Source organism: Delftia sp. JD2, from assembly GCF_001682645.1.
Taxonomy (GTDB): Bacteria; Pseudomonadota; Gammaproteobacteria; order Burkholderiales; family Burkholderiaceae_C; genus Comamonas; species Comamonas acidovorans.
The window spans coordinates 35,730-55,242 of record NZ_LFJT01000010.1; the positions used below are offsets into that span (position 1 = coordinate 35,730).

The window sequence follows — 19,513 nt, forward strand, 5'->3', positions numbered from 1 at the left end:
GCCCTAGCCTCTCCTGTCCTTGAGGCGCGTCATGGAGCGGCGCGCCGCGGACAGGCTGCCGCGCCGGCCCAGCGAAAGCCCCGCGCCGGCATCCGGCAAGGCACCGCCAGCGGCCAATCGCTGCTGCGCCTCCAGCAGGCTGCGCAGGTCCGCCGCACGCTCCTGCGCCAGGGCGGCCGCATTCTGGGCGGTCTGCAGCTGGGAGTGCAGGCTCAGCTGCTCCTCCTCGCTCTTTTCATAGCGGCCTTGCAGTTCTGCAAGGCGGGTCGCTGCCTTGCGCTCCTGCTCGGTGGCTGTCTTGCGCGCAGCCGCCAGTTCCTGGCGTGCACGGTCCACTTCGTTGAGCATGTGGCGCTCATTGCCCGCGTATTGCTCGGCCATGCGCTGGCGCTCCAGCGCGGCGGACTGCATTTCCTCGCCATGCTTTTGCTGCAGCGCCTCGCGCTGGCGGGCGGCTTCGGCCAGCGCATCGCGCATTTCCTCCAGACGCTCGTCTCGGTCCTGCAGCTGCTGCTGCATTTCATCCAGCCGGCGCGACAAGTCCTGCGACTGCGCCTGGGCCACTTGCAGGGCCTGGTCCATGGCCTCTTTCTGCGCCTGCATGGACGCCTCGCGCCGCGCCATTTGCTCTTGCTGCTCCTGCAGCTCGGCCTGCGTGGCCTGCGCTGCTTCCTCGCGAGATTGCAGCGCGGCGCGGGCGGCCTCCATGGCGGCTTCCTGGGCAGCGTCCCAAAGCTGCTGCGCCAGGCGCTGAACGGGATCGGGCACGGACGAGGGCAGCAGCTCGCCCTGCCCTGCCGCCACGCCCAGGCGCTGGCCCAGGGTGGCAAACCAGGTCTCCAGCATCGGGCTGACGGTATTTGGCGAGCCTCGGCCGATTTGCTGGCGCACGCGCTCGATGGTCGGCCGCAGGCCCTGGGCGATCAAGGCGTCTGCCGCGGCCCAGACATCGGCTTCCTGCACGCCGCGGGTGGATGTTTTCTGCATATCGTGAACTATTTTCCAGGTTACCAACGATAAGTGATTGTTATCGTGACTTATTTTAATATTACGTAATACATCATATGTGCCATGTATTAAATATTACATATGAAATTTTCATACAGTATGGATACGCACATTACACGGCTTTGCCCAGGCAAAAAGCCGCTGCAGCCTCTGGAAAGCCTGGAAACTGAACTTTGCATGGCCTGCATTGCCGCAGACTCCGCGGCGGGCGGCCCTGCTGCGTCGGGCGACAATCCACGGATGCGCAACGGCCCCTTTTCGCTGATTCCCCAAGACCAGCTTCTGGAAGACACACAGCAAGGCAGCACCCTGCCCTCTGCAGGGCTGGAGCCAGCCGCCCAACAGGCCGTGCGCGAGTTGCTGCGCGAGGGCGAATCCACCAACACCAGAAACAGCTACCAGAGTGCGATGCGCTACTGGGCCGCCTGGCATGCGCTGCGTTTTGAGCGGCAGATGCAGCTGCCGCTGAATGTGCCCTGCGTGCTGCAATTCATCATCGACCACGCCCAGCGGCAGACCGGCGCGGGCCTGGCCAGTGAAATGCCGGCGCACATGGACCGCGCCCTGGTCGAGGCCGGATACAAGGCCCGCGAAGGCCCCCTGTCGCACAACACGCTGGTGCACCGCATGGCGGTGCTGTCCAAGGCCCATCAGGTGCACGGTTTGGCCAACCCTTGCCAGGACGGTGCGGTGCGCGAGCTGATGTCGCGCACGCGCAAGGCCTATGCGCGGCGCGGCGAGCAGCCCGCCAAAAAGGATGCGCTGACGCGCGACCTGCTGGAGCAATTGCTGGACACCTGCGACGACAGCCTGCGCGGCCGCCGCGACCGCGCCCTGCTGCTGTTCGCCTGGTCCAGCGGCGGGCGCCGCCGCTCGGAGGTGGCCGGGGCCGACATGCGCCACCTGCGCGCCGTGGGGCCGCAGGAATTCATCTACACGCTGGCTCACTCCAAGACCAACCAGTCCGGGCGGGATGCGCCCGAGAACCACAAGCCCGTGACCGGGCGCGCGGCCCAGGCGCTGGCCGATTGGCTGCGTGCCGCTGCCATACAGGAAGGGCCGATCTTCCGGCGCATCCGCAAGGGCGGCCATGTGGGCGAGCCCCTGTCGCCAGCGGCCGTGCGCGACATCGTGAAGCAGCGCTGCGCGCTGGCGGGCGTGGAGGGGGATTTCTCGGCGCATTCCCTGCGCTCGGGCTTTGTGACCGAGGCCGGGCGCCAGAACGTGCCCCTGCCCGACACCATGGCGCTGACGGGGCACAGCAGCGTCAATACGGTGCTGGGCTATTTCCGTGCGGATTCCGCGTTGAGCAACCGTGCGGCCCGGCTGCTCGACGCCGGCGACGACGATGCGGCCGCCGCCGCGCAAGGCAGCGGCCGGCCGCAGTCCTGAGCCGCTGGCTCAAAAGAGCTCAAAAGCTCAAAAAGCTCACTCCTGTACCGAGGTCCGCGTGCCGCTCAGGCCCAGCTTGCGCAGCAGCGTGGTGTCGGCTTCCACATCGGGGTTGCCGGTGACCAGCAGCTTGTCCCCGTAGAAGATGGAATTGGCGCCGGCCATGAAGCACAGGGCCTGCACGGCGTCGCCCAGCTGCTGCCGGCCTGCCGACAGGCGCACGCGCGCCTTGGGCATGGTGATGCGCGCCACCGCGATCACGCGCACGAAGTCCAGCGGACCGACTGGCTCGCTGTCCGCCAGCGGCGTGCCGGGCACGCGCACCAGGCTGTTGATGGGCACGGATTCGGGATGGGGGTTGAGATTGGCCAGCTGGGCGATCAGGCCCGCGCGGTGCACAGGCGCCTCGCCCATGCCGATGATGCCGCCGCAGCACACGCTGATGCCCGCGCCGCGCACGGCCTTGAGCGTGTCCAGGCGATCCTGGTACTGGCGCGTGCTGACCACGTCCTGGTAGTACTCGGGCGCGGTGTCCAGGTTGTGGTTGTAGTAGTCCAGGCCCGCTTCGCGCAGCGACTGCGCCTGGTGCGGCTGGAGCATGCCCAGCGTGGCGCAGGTCTGCATGCCCAGACCCTTCACGGCGCCGATCAGCTCGTTCATCTTCTCGATGTCGCGGTCCTTGGGCGCGCGCCAGGCTGCGCCCATGCAAAAGCGCGTGGCGCCCGCGTCCTTGGCGGCCTGGGCGGCCCGCGTGACTTCGTCCACGCTCATGAGCTTTTCCGCCTTGACGCCGGTATCGAACTCTGCCGCCTGCGGGCAGTAGCCGCAGTTCTCTGGGCATCCGCCCGTCTTGACCGACAGCAGCGTGGCCAGCTCGATGTCGCCCGCAGGCCAGTGCTCACGGTGCACGCTCTGGGCCTGGAACATCAGGTCCATGAAGGGCTTGTCCAGCAGTTCCTGGATGGCCTGCACGCTCCAGGCGCCTTCAAACGGCAGCGTGTCGCTTTTGGAGGGGCGTGCATGCCATTGCAATGGGCTGCCGGCCGCAGGTTGTGCGGAGGTAGCGGAAGTCGTCGGGGTGGTGCTGCAGGCGGTCATCAAAAACTCCTCTGTGGGTCTGCTTTTTTCATTCTGATGAGCAAAAAAAGCCTTGGGAATGAAAAAGCCGGCTCCTTGGCAAAAATAGTTGCCCCATTTTCATGGCCCGCAAAAAGAGCGAACTTCGCTTATTTTTGAGCGATGTTCGCTGCGTTTTGGCAGAAGTTTTTCTGCCTGCATGCTTCATGCTGCAAGCGCGCAGCCATTGGCGGCCAACATCGCTCAATTGTCCGATGCAGGCCGAAAAAGATGTGCAAGCGGGCGCCGGCCTTGATTCCCAATACCTGCCAGATGCCTCTCCAAAACGACCACAATGGGTGCCCGCCGTCGTCGCCACGGCGGTTTTCATTGCCACGGCCCGTGCTTCCACCCGCTTTCCACCACTTTCCCCCGATTCGCTCCGATGTCCCTGCGCTCCCTGGAATTTCCCACCGATCACGGCCAACCGCTGCTGCTGTCGCGCGAGCAGCAAGCCATCCTGGCGCATGAGGGACGTTCGGCCATCGTGGCGGCGCTGGCAGGCGTAGGCAAGACGACCACGCTGGCCTGCAAGGTGGTTCAGGCCTGCCGCGGCGGCCATGCCCAGCGCATCCTGGTGCTGGCCTATTCGCGCTCCGGCGTGGCGGCCTTTCATCACCGGCTCAAGCAACTGGTGCGCGAAGTGCCGCCCCAGGTACAGATCACCACGGTGGAGCGCTGGGCGGCCCAGCAGATCCGCCGCCGCGACCCTGCTGCCCGCTTTCTGGCCGACCGCGTGGCACTGCAGGCCCGTGTGCACGAGGCACATGCCGCCCTGTGCGAGCGGCTGGCATGGCAGCCCGACCCTTTGTTCGAGCAGCCCGGCGACCTGGATCTGGACGCCTTCTGGGACTTCAACCTCAGCGCCAAGAAGTCGTTGCTGCCGCAGCGCCTGGCCGAGGAAGGCATGGGACTGGCGAGTTTCTGCGAGGAGTATTTGCTCGACTACCGCATGGCCGGTCTGTTCTTCGAGTACGAGCGCCGCCGCATCGACCACTGCGGCGACCCGCTGTACTACGCCGAAGGCGACTGCAGCCATGCACTGGCCAGCGACGCCCTGCAGGGCCAGGCGCTGGACCTGCCGCGCTACGACCTGGTGGTGTTCGACGAGATGCATGACCTGGACCCGGCCTCGCTGCAGCTGCTGCGCGCCCTGGTCGGAACCAGCGGCTGCGCCTTTCTGGGCGCAGGCGACTTCAACCAGCACATCGAGGCGCAGGCCTGGTCCGTGTTCCGCGACAAGCTCCACCAGCTCGATGACTTCCTGCCCCAGGCCACGGCCACGCTGGCGCTGACCCAGTCGCGGCGCTTTGGCCCGCAGATCGCCAAGGCGGTCAATGCGCTGTTCAACGTTGGCCTGACTGCGGCGCCCACGCGCTTCAGCACCGTGCAGCAACTGCAGCACACCGATGACAGCCAGTGCATTGACCAGCTGCTGCAGATCCAGGCCGGTCTGGCGCGCGGCACGACAACGGCGGCGCCGGGTGAGCCACCGTCGCCCGGCGCGCGCAATCCCTCGCTGACCGTGATCCTGCGCCATGAGCAAGATGCCTGCGCGCTGGAATGGGCCATCCACCGCGCCGGCAAGTCCGCCAGCTTCTACGGCTTCAAGCGCTTTTACCTGCAGCGCGAGATTGCCCTGCTGCTGGGCCTTTGCTATGCACATGGCATGCAGGCGCTGTCATGGAAGGCCGAGGTCAGCGTGCTGGGCAGCGGGATCCTGGCGGCCTTTGTGGAAGGTGCGCTTTTCTACGGCAAGGGCAGCGTGGATGGTGCCGACATGGCCGATCCGTCAAGCCGCCATACGCTGGCCCAGCGCATGGCGGGCGAGATGCTGCACAACCCGCAGATCATCTGGCGATTTCTGGGCAACCAGTCCAGCCTGCAGGGCGGGCAACGCAACTTCCAGGCCTTTGGCAGCTTCTTGCAACTGCCCCTGGCGCTTCAGTCAGACGCACGCAGCCTGCTGGAGCAGGCCGATGTCTGGGGCCTTTTTGCGGGCGTGGCCCTGTCGCAGGCCCAGGCGGCGGCCATGCGTCAGCGCGTGAAGGCCTTCATGGATTCGGTGGCGGGCATGGCCGTGCCCGACATGCTGGCCCAGGTGGCCGCCATGGCTACGCGCTTCGAACGAACCGTGCGGGCCGAGCGCGGCTTCGACTTTCATCTGAGCACCATCGAGGAAGCCAAAGGCAAGGAATACGAGCATGTCGCCCTGCCCTTCATGGAGCCTGGCCGCTTTCCGGCCTCGGCCCTGCACGCGCTGGCCTTTCTGGAGCGCAACCGCCTGTACGTGGCCATGACGCGCGCCCGAAAAAGGCTGTGGCTGCTGGAGCATGCCGAGCGGCGCGTCCAGCCTTTCGCCTGAAGGCGTCTCAGCCCAGGGCGGCGATCACCTCGGCCGGCGCCTGTACCAGCTCGATCAGCACGCCCTCGCCAGCGATCGGAAACTCGTCATTGCTCTTGGGGTGAAGAAAGCAGATGTCGTAGCCGGCCGCGCCCTTGCGGATGCCGCCGGGCGCAAAGCGCACGCCCTGCTCCGTCAGCCACTGCACGGCCAGCGGCAGGTCGTCGATCCACAGGCCGATATGGTTCAGCGGCGTGGTGTGGACGGCGGGCTTCCTGTCGATGTTCAGCGGCTGCATGATGTCCACCTCGACCTTGTGCGCGCCCTGGCCCATGGCCAGGATGTCTTCGTCCACGTTCTCGCGCTCGCTCTGGAATGTGCCGGTCTGGGTCAGGCCCAGCATGTCCACCCACAGGCGCTTCATGCGCTGCTTGTCGGTGCCGCCAATGGCCACCTGCTGTATGCCCAGAACCCGGAAAGGACGCTGTTCGCTTGCCACTGTCTCACTCCTGTTGATTTATGAAGAATCACATTGTGGAGCCAATCCGCAAGGCCGCAGCCCATCGCACAGCGGCTCAGAACTCCCCCAGCACCCATCCGCTGATCACCGCAAAGTACTCGCGCAGCCAGGCGTTGGCGCGGATCGTCACGGGCGTGGGCGCACCCACGGTGAAGGCCTGGCCGTAGCCGCTGCGCTCGGCTATCCAGCCGGCGCGCAGAGTGTGGAAGTCGCTGGTGACGATGGCGATTGCCGCCTGCGGCTCCACCCCGCGCGCCTGCAGCAGGGGCAGGCTCCAGGCCAGGTTCAGCGCCGTGCTGGTGCTGCGCTCCTCCATCAGCAGGCGCTCGGGCGGCAGGCCGTGGCGCTGCTGCAGATAGCGCGCCATGATGGCGCCCTCGCTCTCGCTTTCCCCAAAGTCCACCCCGCCGCTGGTGAGCACCAGCGCCTTGGGCTGGCGGGCGGCCAGCTCGGCAGCGCGGTCCAGCCGCTGGGCCAGCGTGAGCGACGGCTGGCCGTCACGCGTGGCACTGCCCAGCACCACGATGGCCTGCACCGGCTGGTCCGGTGGCAACCCGGACGAGGCGGACAGCAGGTGCGCCCAGAACACCAGCAGGCTGACCAGCCACATCGCCAACGCCGCCCAGCCCAGCCACCAGGCGCGCCGCAGCCATGCACTGGCGCGCAGCCTGCGCGCAATGGCCGAGCGCCAGAAGCTGCAGGCCATGAACAGCAGTCCCAGCACCGCTGGCAGCGTCACGCCCAGATTGAACATGCCGCGCGCCATCAGCACCACGGCATCGCCCAGCAGTACGGCGCCAGTGATCAGGCCCAGCCACTGCAAGGGCCCCAGCCGCCGGAAGCCCGCGACGGCGTTGCGTCCGGGCACTGGCCCGGGCGCGGCAGAGAGCTTGTGCAACAAGCGTCCTCAGTTCCAGCGCTGGTTCGGGCCGCCGGCGCAGGACCACACGATCACGGGCTGGCCCGGCCGGGCATTGCCGCCTTCGATGTCCAGGCACTTGTTGGCAAAGCGGCTGCGGATCTGGCCACGGCTCCAGTCCCATTTCTGGTTGGGCTGGTTGCGGCATTGCCAGGCAATCACCCGCGCACCATTGCGGGTGTTGCCATCGGCCACGTCCAGGCACAGGTCGCCCACGCGCATCTCGCCATCACGCGTCAACGTGAAGCGCTGGTTCTCACCGCCGCTGCAGTGGTAGACGATGAGCCCATTGCCTGGGCGAAGCCCCCCGGATATATCCAGGCACAGCCCGTTCTGGCCCCGCACCTCCCGTCCGCCCCACGAGGGATAGCCGGGCTGCTGGCCCGGATAGCGGTCATCGTTCCACTGGTCGTCGCGGTCACGTTCGCGGTCCTTGTCGCGCTTGTTCGCCAAAATGGCGGCGCCGGCAATGGCTGCCACGGCGGCACCGGCGATCCATGCGCCCGTGTTGTCGCTCCCGCCTTCCTGGCCCTGCGCGCCCTGGGGCAGGCCGGTCAGGATGCGGAAACGCCCGCCGCAACCGCCCTTGACCCACATCTCCCGGCGGCCCAGGTCATAGCCCCAGTTCTGGTTGTAGCTGCAGTTGCCAGCCAAAGTCTCGACCAGTTGCACCTGCTGCGCATCGTCGGGCAGGCTGTAGGTCTGGTAGCGGCCATTGGACATGAGCTGCACCGTCTCTTCGCCTGCATGCGCAGGCAGAACCGGCAGGATGAAGCTGCTGGCCAGCAGGACGGAAATGCATTTCTTGATTTGCATGGGATTTCTCGGGCTGCGTTGATCTGAGGGGCGGCTACGCGCAGCAACCGGCCTTTTCTTTCAGGCCAAGAATGCAGCCACCGCCTCTTTCCAGGCTGTGGAGTTTAGCCAAGCAATTTGTAGGATTGCGCCAGATTCTGGCAAGGCTGGCTCAAATCATTGCCTGTTGAATCCCGCCACCCCAGCGCGAAACTCCCCACTCCCATAAACCGCAGAAACCAGATCCTCATCATCCAGCCGCTGCTCCACCACGATGCGCCTCAGGCTTTCCTTGACCGCTGATTGGGTGGTTGCCGACAAGGCCATGAGCTGCTCGGCCAGCACCTGTGCCTGGGCTTGCAATTGATCTGCCGGCACCACCGCATGCACGAACCCGCAGGCCTCGGCCTGCCCGGCTGACAGGTAGTCGGCCAGCAGCAGCATGCGCTTGACGCGTGGCACGCCCAGGCTGGCCACCAGGCGCGCGATGTTGCGTGACGACAGCGTGTTGGACAGCGTCTTGGCAATCGGCGCACCGAAGCGCGAGCCTGTGCTGCAGATGCGAAAGTCGCATGCAGTGGCCAGGGCCAGGCCGCCGCCGACGGCCCAGCCGTCGATGACGGCGATGGTGGGCACGGCGATGCGCTCCACGGCGTCGATCACGCGCTCCACGAAGGCTTCATAGGCAATGCCTTGCTGGCCGTCATGGAAGTCCTTGAAGTAGGCGATGTCCGTGCCCGAGATGAAGGATTTGCCGCCCGCACCGCGCAGCATCACGCAGTGGATGGCCGGGTCGGCCTGGCAGCGCTCCAGGGCCGTGAGCAGTGCCTCGTACATGGGCAGTGTCATGGCGTTGTGGCGTTCGGGGCGGTCGATGAGGATCTCGGCCGCGCCCCCGGCGTGAACGGTCAGCGCCACGGATTCATGCAGGGCCGTGCTCATGCGGCGGCCTTCAGTGCCTGGAGTTCGGCCATGATTTCTGCGTTGTGCTCGCCCAGCAGCGGCGGATGGCGGCGCACCTGCTGGGGCGTGCCGAGCATCTTGACGGGAAAGCCGATGTTCTTGACCTTGCCTTCGATGGGATGGTCGATCTCCATGCACATGCCGCGGTGCTGGCCGTGTTCACCCTCGAAGGCCTGCGGATAGGTGAGCAGCGGGCCTGCGGGAATGCCTGCCTCCAGCATGCGGTCCACCCAGTCGGCGCTGTCGTGGTGGACAAATTCCGCTTCTAGTGCCTCTATCAATGCCTCCCGGTGCTTGAGGCGCAGCGCCACGGTGGCGTAGTCCGGATGTTCGACCAGGTCCGCGCGTTCGATCAGCGCGCACAGCCTGGCCCAGAGCTTCTGGTTGGTGGCGCCCATGACGAAATAGCCGTCGCGCGCCTTCACGGCCTGGTAGGGGGCGCTCATCTTGTTGCTGGTGCCCAGCGGCGCGGGCGGCACGCCGGTGCCCCAGTATTCGGACATGTCCCAGATCGAGAAAGCCATGGCCGAGTCGAACAGCGAGGCGTCTATGTGCTGGCCCTGCCCTGTCTTCTGCGCGCCGATGTAGGCGGCCAGCAGTCCGTAGGTGGCGAACAGTGCGCAACCGATGTCGGCTACGGGCACGCCGGCCTTGACGGGTTTCTCTCCCTTGTAGCCGGTGACGCTCATCACGCCCGACATGGCCTGGGCCATGAGGTCGAACCCCGGCCGCTGGGCCCAGGGGCCGCTCTGGCCGAAGCCCGAGATGCTGACATAGACGATGCGCGGATTGATGCGGCGAATGCTTTCGTAGTCGATCTTCAGGCGCTGGACCACGCCTGGCCGGTAGTTCTCGACGATGACATCGGCTGTCGTGGCCAGTTGGTAGAAGGCCTCACGCCCCTCCTCGCTCTTGAGGTCCAGCGTCAGCGACCGCTTGTTGCGGTTCATGTTCAGAAAGCCCATGCTGTCCGGGCCCTTCATCTTGAAGCCCATGGCGCCCCGCGTCTGGTCGCCGGTGCCCGGAGGCTCGACCTTGATGACATCGGCGCCGAGGTCGGCCAGCAGCATGCAGGCAAATGGGCCGGCCATGACCTGGCTGACGTCGAGCACGCGGATGCCTTGCAGGGGCAGTTGCAGCGGGTTGGATTGGGGATTGCTCATGCCGGGTCCTCAGCTTTCTTCGGTAATTTTTGCAGCGCGCACCACGTCGCCCCACTTCTTGTATTCGGCAGCCATGAAGGCCGCGAACTTGTCCACGGAGCCGCCTCCGTCCTCCACGCCGTATCCGTCGAAGCGGCTGACCACGTCGGGCATGGCCAGCACGCGGTTGATGTCGGCATTGATGCGCTGGGCCAGTTCCCTGGACATATCGCGCGGGCCGACGACGCCGTACCAGCTCGATGCGTCAAAGCCCTTGAAGCCCTGCTCGTCCATGGTGGGCATGGCCGGGAATCCCTTGGCACGATTCACGCGGGTCTGGGCGATGCCCAGCATTTTTCCTGCGCGGACCTGGGCAGTGGCGGCTGTCATGGTGTCGAAGCTGAAGTCGATCTGTCCTCCGATCAGGTCGGTCTGCATGGGGCCGGACCCTTTGTAGGGAACGTGGATGCTCTTGACACCTGCCGCCATGTTGAACATCTCGGCCGCAAGGTGCTGCACCGAACCTGTGCCAGAAGAGCCGAAGCTGACCTTGCCGGGGCTTTTGCTGCACAGCTCCACCACTTCCTGCACCGAGGCATGGCCGTTCCTGCTGCTGGTCACCAGGATGTGGGGCGTTGCGCCGATCAGGGCGATGGGCGCGTAGTCCTTGAGCGGGTCATAGGTGATGGATCTGAAGATCTGCGGCGAGATGGCGTGCGTGTTCACATGGGCCATCAGCAGGTTGATGCCTTCTGTGAAGCGGGTCTTGGCAAAGTATTCGGCCGCCAGCGAGCCCGTGGCGCCGGGCTTGTTCTCCACGATCACGGGCCGGCCCCAGACCTCGGACAGCTTCTGGCCCACGATACGCGCGAACACGTCGGTGCCGCCGCCCGGTGCCCAGCCCACCAGGATCTTGACGGACCCCTTGGGCAGTTCGGAGGCCGGGGGCGCGGCCCCTGCCCAGGGTGCGGCCAGCGCGGTGGCGCTGGCCGCGATGAAGTCGCGGCGTTTCATGTCTGTCTCCTGCACATCGTTGTTGTGCAGTCACTGTCGCCGGGCGCCGATATCGCGGCAAGCCTGTGTGCCGCATGCCTGGTTTCGCAATCTGCGAAACCAGAAGGGTCAGATCGCGCGTTCGCCCTGCAGCAGGGCGGCGACGACGTTGCGCAGCGCCTGTTCCTGGGCCTGGCCTTCGATGAAGGACAGCACGTAGCTGCGCTCGTGCCAATCGCCTTCCAGGGTGGCCCAACCCAGGTCGGGCTCAGGGTGGAAGCTGCGCAGCACGCCGGGTGGCATCAGCCCCACGCCCAATCCTTCGCGCACCAGGGCCAGCATGGTGTCGAAGCCGCTGACGGCGAAATCGTTGCGAAACACCCTGCCCCGGCTGCGGTGGGCGCGTCGCAAAGCGGCCAGGATGGCCGAGCCCCGGCCCAGGCTGACGATGGGGCAGTCCAGCAACTGGTCCAGCATCACAGGCTCGACGGCAAAGCTGAAACGCCTGCGGCTGTAGACCAGTACCAGGCTGTCCTTGCGGTAGTCGGAGCGTGGCAGATCCACGAAGCCGCTGGTCTTCTCGAAGATGCCGATGTCGATGACCTTGTCGCGCAGCAGTTGCTGGACGATGCGGCTGTTCTCCTCCATCACCTGCAGCGTGATCTGGGGATAGCGCCGCTGGGTGACGGCGATGTCGGCGGCCAGGAACTGCAGGATGGCGGATTTGGGGGCGCCGATGATGATGCGGCCGTCGCGCCCGCGGCCCAGCGCCTGGGCGTCGGCTTCCAGCCGCTCCACCAGGTTGCCTATCTGGCGGATATGGGCCAGCAGCTTGAGGCCAGGCTCGGTGGCGCGCACTCCATGGGGCTGCCGCTTGAACAGCTTGGCGCCCAGTTGCTGCTCCAGGTCACTGAGCCGCCGCGAGGCCGCTGCCACCGCCAGTTGCAGCCTGTCGGCTGCGCGTGAAATGCTGCCCTCCTCGGCAATCGCAAGCACAAGCTGCACGGTGGTGGAGTCGATCTTCATCATGGCGGCAAGGCCCTCTTGCGCAGGCGGCGTCTGCTGAGGGCGCGATTGTGCCCCAGTGCAGCAACCGTGCTCAGGCGTGCGCGGGACACTCCAGCACGTCGCTGAGCCTGAAGCTCTCCAGGAACGGCAGGACATGCTCCTCGTTCATCGGGCGGGCGATCAGGAATCCCTGGACATACGTGCACCCGAGCTGCTGCAGGTGCAGAAACTGCTCCGTGGTTTCCACGCCTTCCGCGACGACTTCAAGGCCCAATCTGCGGCTCAGTGCCAGCGTGGCCTCGACAATCGCGGCAGCCCCGGCGTCCTTGTCCATGGCCTGTATGAAGCTGCGATCGATCTTGATCAGGTTGAAGGGAAAGCGGTGCAGGTAGGAAAGACTGGCATGGCCGGAGCCAAAGTCATCGATGGCGAGATTCACGCCCAGTGCCTTGACTTGCCGCATGACGGACAGCACCTGCTCATCATCTTGAAGCAGGGCCGATTCCGTCACCTCGATGTAGCAGCGCTCGGGGTTCAGGCCGGCGCGGTCCAGATGTTCCTTCAACTGCACCGCCATGCCTGGATCGAGAAATTCAAAGGCTGGGCAGTTGATGGACACCGAGATATCGGACGGCCATCCGTTGGCAACCAGCAGCGGGGAGCGCTCCACCATTTGGTCGATGGGAAGCAGCAGGCCGCGCCGCTCTGCCATGGGAATGAAGACGCCTGGTGGGACAGACCCTCTGGCCGGGCTGTTCCAGCGCATCAGCGACTCGAACCCCGATATTTTTCCCGTGGCCACATGGCAGATCGGCTGGTACGCCATGAACAACTGGCTTGTTCCGATGGCGGATCGGAAATCCTGCTCCAGCAGCAGTTGCTCCTGCATGGGGCCATCGGCGGAAGGCTCGAATTTCACGAATCGCCCACGTCCCTGGGATCGCGCCCGCTCCATTGCCGCGCGCCCGTCGCGCAGCAGCTGATTCCAGTCCTCGTTGTTCTTGCGGACCGCCGTCCCTACGCAAACAGACAGCAAAATGCTGCGCTCACCCAGCATGTAGCGCTTTTCACCCAGTCGGATGGAGAGCGTTTTCGCCATGGAATCGGGGTCCCCTTCATATTGGGCGACACAGAACTCCTCGATGGCAAGGCGGGCGGCGACGTCATTCTGTCCAATACAGGAGCGCAATTGTTTTGCCAGTTGCGAGATCAGTGGGTTGTCCATTCCAGGAACCAGCGTATCTGCCAGCACTTGCAAATGCTCGATACCGATGACATGGATGGCAACAGGACGCCGCTGTGCTCGCGTTCTGCTCAGCAGTCGCTCAAATCCGGTTGAATTAAGCAATTCGGAAGCAGGATCATGGAAAAGATGGTGCCTCAGCTGTGAATGCACCTGCACCAGATCCATCGCCTCGAAATAGGATCTTCTGCGCTCACGCATCCACAATTGCGCCAGTAATAAAAATGAAGCCAGGCTGATGGCTGCCCATGCCATGATGGTTTTTCCAAACCTCCACCATGGAGCCGCGAGCTTTGCCTTGGCGGCCAGCGTGGCATAGGCGAGATCCATGCCGCCTTGGCTGGAGGGGTGCATGGCGACGATCCAGGGGTGTCCAAAGCCATCGTCAGCGTCCAACATGCCCTCGCCTGCAGCCATCATTTTTGCAAGCCCCGAATCCATCCCGTCCAGAATGTGCGGATGCTCCGGGGGAATTCTGACCAGATCTTTGCCGTTTGGCAGGCTGACCATGACCTGATGGCCATCCAGCAGCAGTGAACCGAATGCCTGGCGAATGGAATCCACGGCAATGAAGGCCACCACAATGCCAGTCAGCGCCCCACTGGAGTCACGTACCGGACGCCCCAGCACCAGGGACGGTATATCGAAGACCGGCGATTTGCTTGAATCCAGCAAGAAGAAGCCGCCAGGCTTTGTTTGCAGCGCTGCATTCCAGATGGGGCGCTCGGGGTTGGCGGGAGGCAGCGGCAGCTTGCTGAAACGTGAGGAAATGGACCATTTCCCATGTCGATCAAACACGCTCATGCTTATGACGCCGGGCAGCGCCGCCACCTCCTGGATCAAGGCATTGCGGATATCGGTGCTGGCATCAGGGTCTGCCGTGATTTCGCCTTGGCGGCCCGGTGCCAGCAAAAGTTGTTCTGTTCTCTCTACCGCCAAAGAGGTGGCAAGAATGATTTTGTTGGTTTCAGCGGCAGAGGCAGACAGCGCATGCAGGAGATTCGACTTCTCTTCTTGGAGCGATGTCTCGTAGCTGGAGATCAGAGAAACGCCCGCAACGCCAATGATCACCAAACATGCGATGAAAATACAGGCATACCAGCGCCTGGGCTGCCAGCTTGGAGGTCTTCTCTCTGCATGCATCATTCAACGCTCATCTGGTCAAAATACCAGCGAACAGGCACCGTTCTCCTGGCAGGCAAGCCTGCCAGGAGAAATGCTTCCCCGTTGGCTGTGACGCACTGGTCTGAATTTCCGTCAGGACGCGGAAAGACTCAGCGGTCTCATGGATGAGGGGATTTTCCTCAAGACAGGGGCCTCCTTTTCCGCGGGGTCCAGCTTGAAAATGGAAACTGCCGAAACCAGGGCCTGCGCCTGCTGGCTGAGACTTCCGGTCGCCGCTGCCGACTCCTCCACCAGAGCGGCATTTTGCTGGGTGACCTGGTCCAGCTGGATGATCGCATCATTGATCTGATCGATGCCCTGGCTTTGCTCCCTGGTGGCGCCACTGATCTCTTCGATCATGTTGGATACCTTCTGGACCTGGGTGACGATATCTTCAATGCTGCTGCCCGCAGCCTGGGCAAGCTGGTGGCCATTGCCGACCTTGGAAACACTGTCCTCGATAAGAGACTTGATCTCTTTTGCGGCCTCTGCACTTTTCACTGCAAGGCTGCGAACTTCGGCGGCAACCACCGCAAAACCACGGCCCTGCTCTCCGGCGCGGGCTGCTTCGACAGCAGCATTCAACGCAAGAATATTGGTTTGAAAAGCGATTGAATCAATGACGTTGATGATGTCCTCGATTTTCTTGGAGGACGTGTTTATTTCATTCATCACGTCCACCATTTGCCGGGCCATGCCCCCGCCGTGCGCTGCGGCATCGCGCGCTGACTGGGCGAGCATGGTGGCGGTGATCGCCGCATCGGAATTGCTTTTCACCGTGCTGGCCAGTTCCTCCATGGATGCGGCAGTCTCTTCAAGATTGCTGGCCTGCTCTTCCGTTCGGCTCGACAGGTTGGCATTGCCTGCATCAATCTGCGTGGCGCCTGTGGCAATGCTGTCGCTGCTGCTGCGCACGGTGCCCACGACGCGTTGCAGCGATACCTGCATTTCCTGCATGGCCGTGATCACACTGCCAGGGCGTGCCCTGGACAGGTCGATCCGGGAGGTCAGATCCCCTCTTGAGATGTTTTCGGCAATGTGCGCCACATCTGCCGGCTCTCCGCCCAGCTGGCGTGTGATTGAAATTGTGATGATCACGCCAATGGCCACCCCCACAATCACGCCGGAGATGGTCAGGAGTGTGAGCATCAGCCGGATCTTTTCGTAGATTCTGTCGGTCTCGTCATTGAGCCAGCTGGCATTCTTCTTCTTGATATTGACAACTTCCGTCATCAGGCTGTCGATCTTGTCGGACTCCACCCGGAATCTGTTGATCAGATCAATCGATTCCCTGGATTCCGAAAGATGCTCTGACTTGATTCTTTCAATCGTCTGCAGCAGACCCTTTTCATAGATGACGAGGGTTTCATCAATGGACTTGAGCTTTTCCTTGCCATCGCCCTCGGCAAAAAGCCTCTTGCTGTTGTTCAGTGCCTCTTTCAGCAGTTGCAGCCTTTGCAGCACGGCGTCCGTGTGCCGGTTTCTGCTTTCATCATCGTTTGCAAGCACGGCATTTCTGATGGCTCGGCCCGCCGCGATCAGCTGGACATTGGCCTCGGATATTTGTGACAGGCCCAGCAGTTCCTTCTCGTACATCTGCGTTGCGAGATCATTGATTTCTCCTGCCTTCAGTATTCCATTGATACCGATGAATGCACCAATGCATGAGACCACAAGAAAGCCAATGGTCAGTTTGGTGATCACTTTTGATTTTTTGAAGCTCAACATCTTGATTGCCGAATGAATAATTTTCAACGATGAAATATTTACCCTGACACCAGGATTATTCGGCCGTAGAAAATCGGGAACTTGAAAAAGAATAATCCACCTCTTCTAAAAAAGACGTGGATTATTCTCGAAAATGATATATTGATGTTATAATTGCTCGATGCTCGATGCTCGATGCTCGATGCTCGATGCTCGATGCTCGATGCTCGATGCTCGATGCTCGATGCTCGATGCTCGATGCTCGATGCTCGATGCTCGATGCTCGATGCTCGATGCTCGATGCTCGATGCTCGATGCTCGATCAATAAAAATTGGCACTGGCGCCGCGAGGCGCCAGTGCCAATTTTTATTTTCAGGCCCTGCAACGGCAATTGCATTTTTCTTGGTCGGTAAAGAATGATTGCGGCGGAAACTTCAGGCGGCAATTATTCTTGTGCATATGCGAATGCTTCAAGACAGCCTATTGATATCGTCTTGTCAAAAGGCTGTTTGAAGGATAAGCAATGATTGTAACGTTGTGTTATGAAATCAATCCCTCATTTCCTCGCACCTTGACTTTGCATTTTGCGCAAACATTGCCGCAATACGCATAATTTTCAATGGATTCAAGTCCCCATCCCCAATCGATGGCCCAGACAAACAAAAGCGGCCCCTTGGGGGCCGCTGGTTCCGGGGCAATGGCGACTCAGGCGCTGCGCAGGCTTTTGGCTGCTCCGGCCAGTGCGGTGATCCGCTTCCAGTCACCCTGCTCCAGCGCATCGGCAGGCACCAGCCAGGAGCCACCCACGCAGACCACGTTGGACAGCGCCAGGAATTGCGCCGCATTGTCCGCAGACACGCCGCCCGTGGGGCAGAACCGCACGTCGCCGAACGGGCCTTGCCAGGCCTTGAGCATGGCCGTGCCGCCCGCCTGTACGGCGGGGAAGAATTTCAGCTCGTTGAAGCCGTCGTCCTGGGCAGCCATGATTTCGCCGCTGGTGGCCACGCCGGGCAGCAGCGGCAGCTGCAGGGCCTGGCAGGCCTGGCCCAGTGCGCTGGTGTAGCCGGGGCTCACGGCAAAGCGCGCACCGGCGCTGGCGGCGGCACGGGCATCGGCAGCGCTGCGCACGGTGCCGGCACCCACGATGGCCTCGGGCACGGCACGTGCAATGGCTTCGATGCTGGCCAGGCCCTCGGGCGTGCGCAGCGTGACTTCCAGTACGCGGATGCCGCCCGCGACCAGGGCCTGGGCCATGGGTACGGCATGTGCGACGTTGTTCAGGACGATGACCGGGATGACCGGCGCGTCCTGCATGATGGCCAGTGCCGTCAGTCGTTGATCCATGTGCAAGCTCCCTCTTCTGCGCTGAGCGCGTGGCGCCGGAATCCGGCAAACAGTTCACGGCCAAAACCCCGGCCATTGGCCTGGCGCAGTGCCTGCGGCATGGTGGCCAGGGGCCGCTGCTGCCATTCGGTGTCATCGACCAGCACGGCCAGGGTGCCAGCCACGGCGTCCAGGCGTACCAGGTCGCCGTCTTGCAGGCGCGCCAGCGGCCCGCCCACGCAGGCCTCGGGCGAGACATGGATGGCGGCGGGCACCTTGCCCGAGGCGCCGCTCATGCGGCCATCCGTGACCAGGGCCACCTTGTAGCCCTTGCCCTGCAGCACGGCCAGCGGCGGGGTGAGCTTGTGCAGCTCGGGCATGCCGTTGGCGCGCGGACCCTGCCAGCGCACCACGCAGACGACATCGCGGTCCAACTCGCCGGCCTTGAAGGCCTGCTGCAGTGCTTCCTGCGAGTCGAAGACGCGCGCGGGCGCCTCGACCACATGGCGGTCCTCGGGCACGGCGCTGACCTTGATCACGCTGCGCCCCAGGTTGCCTGACAGCAGCTTGAGCCCGCCCGTGGCGCTGAAAGGCGCATCGGCCGGGCGCAGCACGGACAGGTCGCCGGAGACTTCGGCCTCGTGCCAGACGAGATGGCCGTCTTCCACGACGGGAATGCGCGCAAATTCCTGCAGGCCTTCGGGCCGCACGGTGAGCACATCGCCATGCATGAGGCCGGCCTTCAGCAGCTGGCCGATCACGTAGCCCGGCCCGCCTGCGGCCTGGAACTGGTTCACGTCGGCGCTGCCGTTGGGATAGACGCGGGCCAGCAGCGGCACCACGCCCGAGAGTTCCGAAAAATCATTCCAGTCGATGACGATGCCTGCCGCACGCGCTACGGCCACCCAATGGATCAGGTGGTTGGTCGATCCGCCTGTGGCCAGCAGGGCGACCATGGCGTTGACGATGCAGCGCTCGTCCACCACATGGCCAATGGGTGCGAAGCGGCGGTTCTTGGTAATGGCCAGCGCGCTGCGCATGGCCTCGCGCGTGAGCAGTTCGCGTTCGCCTTCGGCCGGGTTGATGAAGGCCGTGCCCGGCACATGCAGGCCCATGGCCTCCAGCAGCATCTGGTTGCTGTTGGCCGTGCCGTAGAAGGTGCAGGTGCCTTCGCCGTGGTAGGCAGCCGTTTCGGCGGCCAGCAGTTCCTTGCGGCCCACCAGGCCCTGCGCGGCCTGCTCGCGCACCTTGGCCTTGTCGCCATTGGACAGGCCCGAGGTCATGGGGCCGGCCGGCACGAACACCGTGGGCAGATGGCCGAAATGCAGGGCGCCGATCAGCAGGCCCGGCACGATCTTGTCGCAAATGCCCAGCATCAGCGCGGCGTCGAACACGTCGTGCGAGAGCGCGATAGCCGTGCCCATGGCAATGGCATCCCGGCTGAACAGGCTCAGTTCCATGCCGGGCGCGCCCTGGGTCACGCCGTCGCACATGGCCGGCACGCCGCCGGCGACCTGCGCCGTGGCGCCGAGCTTGCGCGCCTCGTCCTTGAGGATGTCGGGATAGCGTGCCAGCGGCGCATGGGCCGAGAGCACGTCGTTGTACGCGGTGACGATGGCGACGTTGGGCGCCTTCTCTTCCACGATGCGTATGCGGTCGCCGCCCGGAATGCCCGCAAAGGCATGGGCCACATTGGCGCAGCCCATGGACTGGGCGCCGGGCGGGCGCGCGGCCATGGCGTCCACCTGCTCCAGGTAGGCGGCGCGTGATTGGGCACTGCGCTCGCGGATGCGGCGCGTGACCTGCTCGACGATGGGGTGGATGGTGCTCATGCGGGGTTCCTGCGGATGCGCTGGTGCGCGTTTTCTCTCTGTC

15 protein-coding genes and 1 pseudogene are annotated in these 19,513 nt (G+C 63.9%); 2 read left to right on the forward strand and 14 right to left on the reverse strand.

Annotated elements, in window-relative coordinates; translation table 11 throughout:
- Positions 1–3: 3 nt before the first annotated feature.
- Positions 4–987 (reverse strand): DNA-binding protein, encoded by a 984-nt coding sequence (locus ACM14_RS07875; RefSeq protein ID WP_013802420.1) that lies wholly within the window; start codon positions 985–987, stop codon positions 4–6.
- 261 nt (positions 988–1,248) lie between these two features.
- Between ACM14_RS07875 and ACM14_RS07880 the strand changes: the two genes are divergently transcribed.
- Entirely contained in the window at positions 1,249–2,400 is a 1,152-nt protein-coding gene (locus tag ACM14_RS07880) for a site-specific integrase (protein ID WP_139093393.1), read from the forward strand.
- A gap of 36 nt (positions 2,401–2,436) precedes the next feature.
- On the opposite strand, the gene bioB is transcribed toward ACM14_RS07880, so the two are convergent.
- On the reverse strand, positions 2,437–3,498 hold the full coding sequence (gene bioB / locus ACM14_RS07885) for a biotin synthase BioB (RefSeq protein WP_065345822.1): 1,062 nt from the start codon (positions 3,496–3,498) through the stop codon (positions 2,437–2,439).
- Positions 3,499–3,901: 403 nt separating this feature from the next.
- Between bioB and ACM14_RS07890 the strand changes: the two genes are divergently transcribed.
- A complete protein-coding gene (locus ACM14_RS07890) occupies positions 3,902–5,881 on the forward strand; it encodes a UvrD-helicase domain-containing protein (protein WP_065345823.1) in 1,980 nt (659 codons plus the stop codon).
- A 7-nt stretch (positions 5,882–5,888) separates the two neighbouring features.
- Here the strand turns inward: ACM14_RS07890 and ACM14_RS07895 are convergent, their stop codons facing one another.
- The 12 genes and pseudogenes from ACM14_RS07895 to edd all read right to left on the reverse strand — a co-directional run bounded on the left by ACM14_RS07895 (position 5,889) and on the right by edd (position 19,470).
- Positions 5,889–6,359 carry a VOC family protein gene (locus ACM14_RS07895; RefSeq protein ID WP_065345824.1) on the reverse strand — a complete coding sequence of 157 codons (471 nt, stop codon included), beginning with the start codon at positions 6,357–6,359 and terminating at the stop codon, positions 5,889–5,891.
- 76 nt (positions 6,360–6,435) lie between these two features.
- A complete protein-coding gene (locus ACM14_RS07900; protein ID WP_065345825.1) occupies positions 6,436–7,278 on the reverse strand; it encodes a YdcF family protein in 843 nt (280 codons plus the stop codon).
- A 9-nt stretch (positions 7,279–7,287) separates the two neighbouring features.
- On the reverse strand, positions 7,288–8,115 hold the full coding sequence (locus ACM14_RS07905; protein ID WP_065345826.1) for a lectin: 828 nt from the start codon (positions 8,113–8,115) through the stop codon (positions 7,288–7,290).
- Between the two features lie 156 nt (positions 8,116–8,271).
- Positions 8,272–9,036, reverse strand: a complete 765-nt coding sequence (locus ACM14_RS07910; protein WP_065345827.1) for an enoyl-CoA hydratase — start codon at positions 9,034–9,036, stop codon at positions 8,272–8,274.
- On the reverse strand, positions 9,033–10,220 hold the full coding sequence (locus tag ACM14_RS07915) for a CaiB/BaiF CoA-transferase family protein (RefSeq protein WP_013802427.1): 1,188 nt from the start codon (positions 10,218–10,220) through the stop codon (positions 9,033–9,035). Before ACM14_RS07915 ends, ACM14_RS07910 begins: the two co-directional genes overlap by 4 nt.
- Positions 10,221–10,229: 9 nt before the next feature.
- Positions 10,230–11,213, reverse strand: coding sequence for a tripartite tricarboxylate transporter substrate binding protein (locus ACM14_RS07920; protein WP_065345828.1), 984 nt, complete (start codon positions 11,211–11,213; stop codon positions 10,230–10,232).
- A 108-nt stretch (positions 11,214–11,321) separates the two neighbouring features.
- Positions 11,322–12,221, reverse strand: a complete 900-nt coding sequence (locus tag ACM14_RS07925; RefSeq protein ID WP_065345829.1) for a LysR family transcriptional regulator — start codon at positions 12,219–12,221, stop codon at positions 11,322–11,324.
- A gap of 70 nt (positions 12,222–12,291) precedes the next feature.
- Positions 12,292–14,589: an EAL domain-containing protein gene (locus ACM14_RS07930; protein WP_065345830.1), complete on the reverse strand. Its 2,298-nt coding sequence runs from the start codon at positions 14,587–14,589 to the stop codon at positions 12,292–12,294.
- Positions 14,590–14,700: 111 nt separating this feature from the next.
- Entirely contained in the window at positions 14,701–16,335 is a 1,635-nt protein-coding gene (locus tag ACM14_RS07935; RefSeq protein WP_065345831.1) for a methyl-accepting chemotaxis protein, read from the reverse strand.
- A gap of 158 nt (positions 16,336–16,493) precedes the next feature.
- Positions 16,494–16,685, reverse strand: a pseudogene (locus ACM14_RS32395) (aminopeptidase); the annotation flags it as partial.
- 335 nt (positions 16,686–17,020) lie between these two features.
- Entirely contained in the window at positions 17,021–17,659 is a 639-nt protein-coding gene (eda, locus tag ACM14_RS07940; RefSeq protein ID WP_034393529.1) for a bifunctional 4-hydroxy-2-oxoglutarate aldolase/2-dehydro-3-deoxy-phosphogluconate aldolase, read from the reverse strand.
- On the reverse strand, positions 17,644–19,470 hold the full coding sequence (edd, locus tag ACM14_RS07945) for a phosphogluconate dehydratase (RefSeq protein WP_065345832.1): 1,827 nt from the start codon (positions 19,468–19,470) through the stop codon (positions 17,644–17,646). The genes eda and edd overlap by 16 nt, the downstream gene beginning before the upstream one ends.
- Positions 19,471–19,513 lie beyond the last annotated feature (43 nt).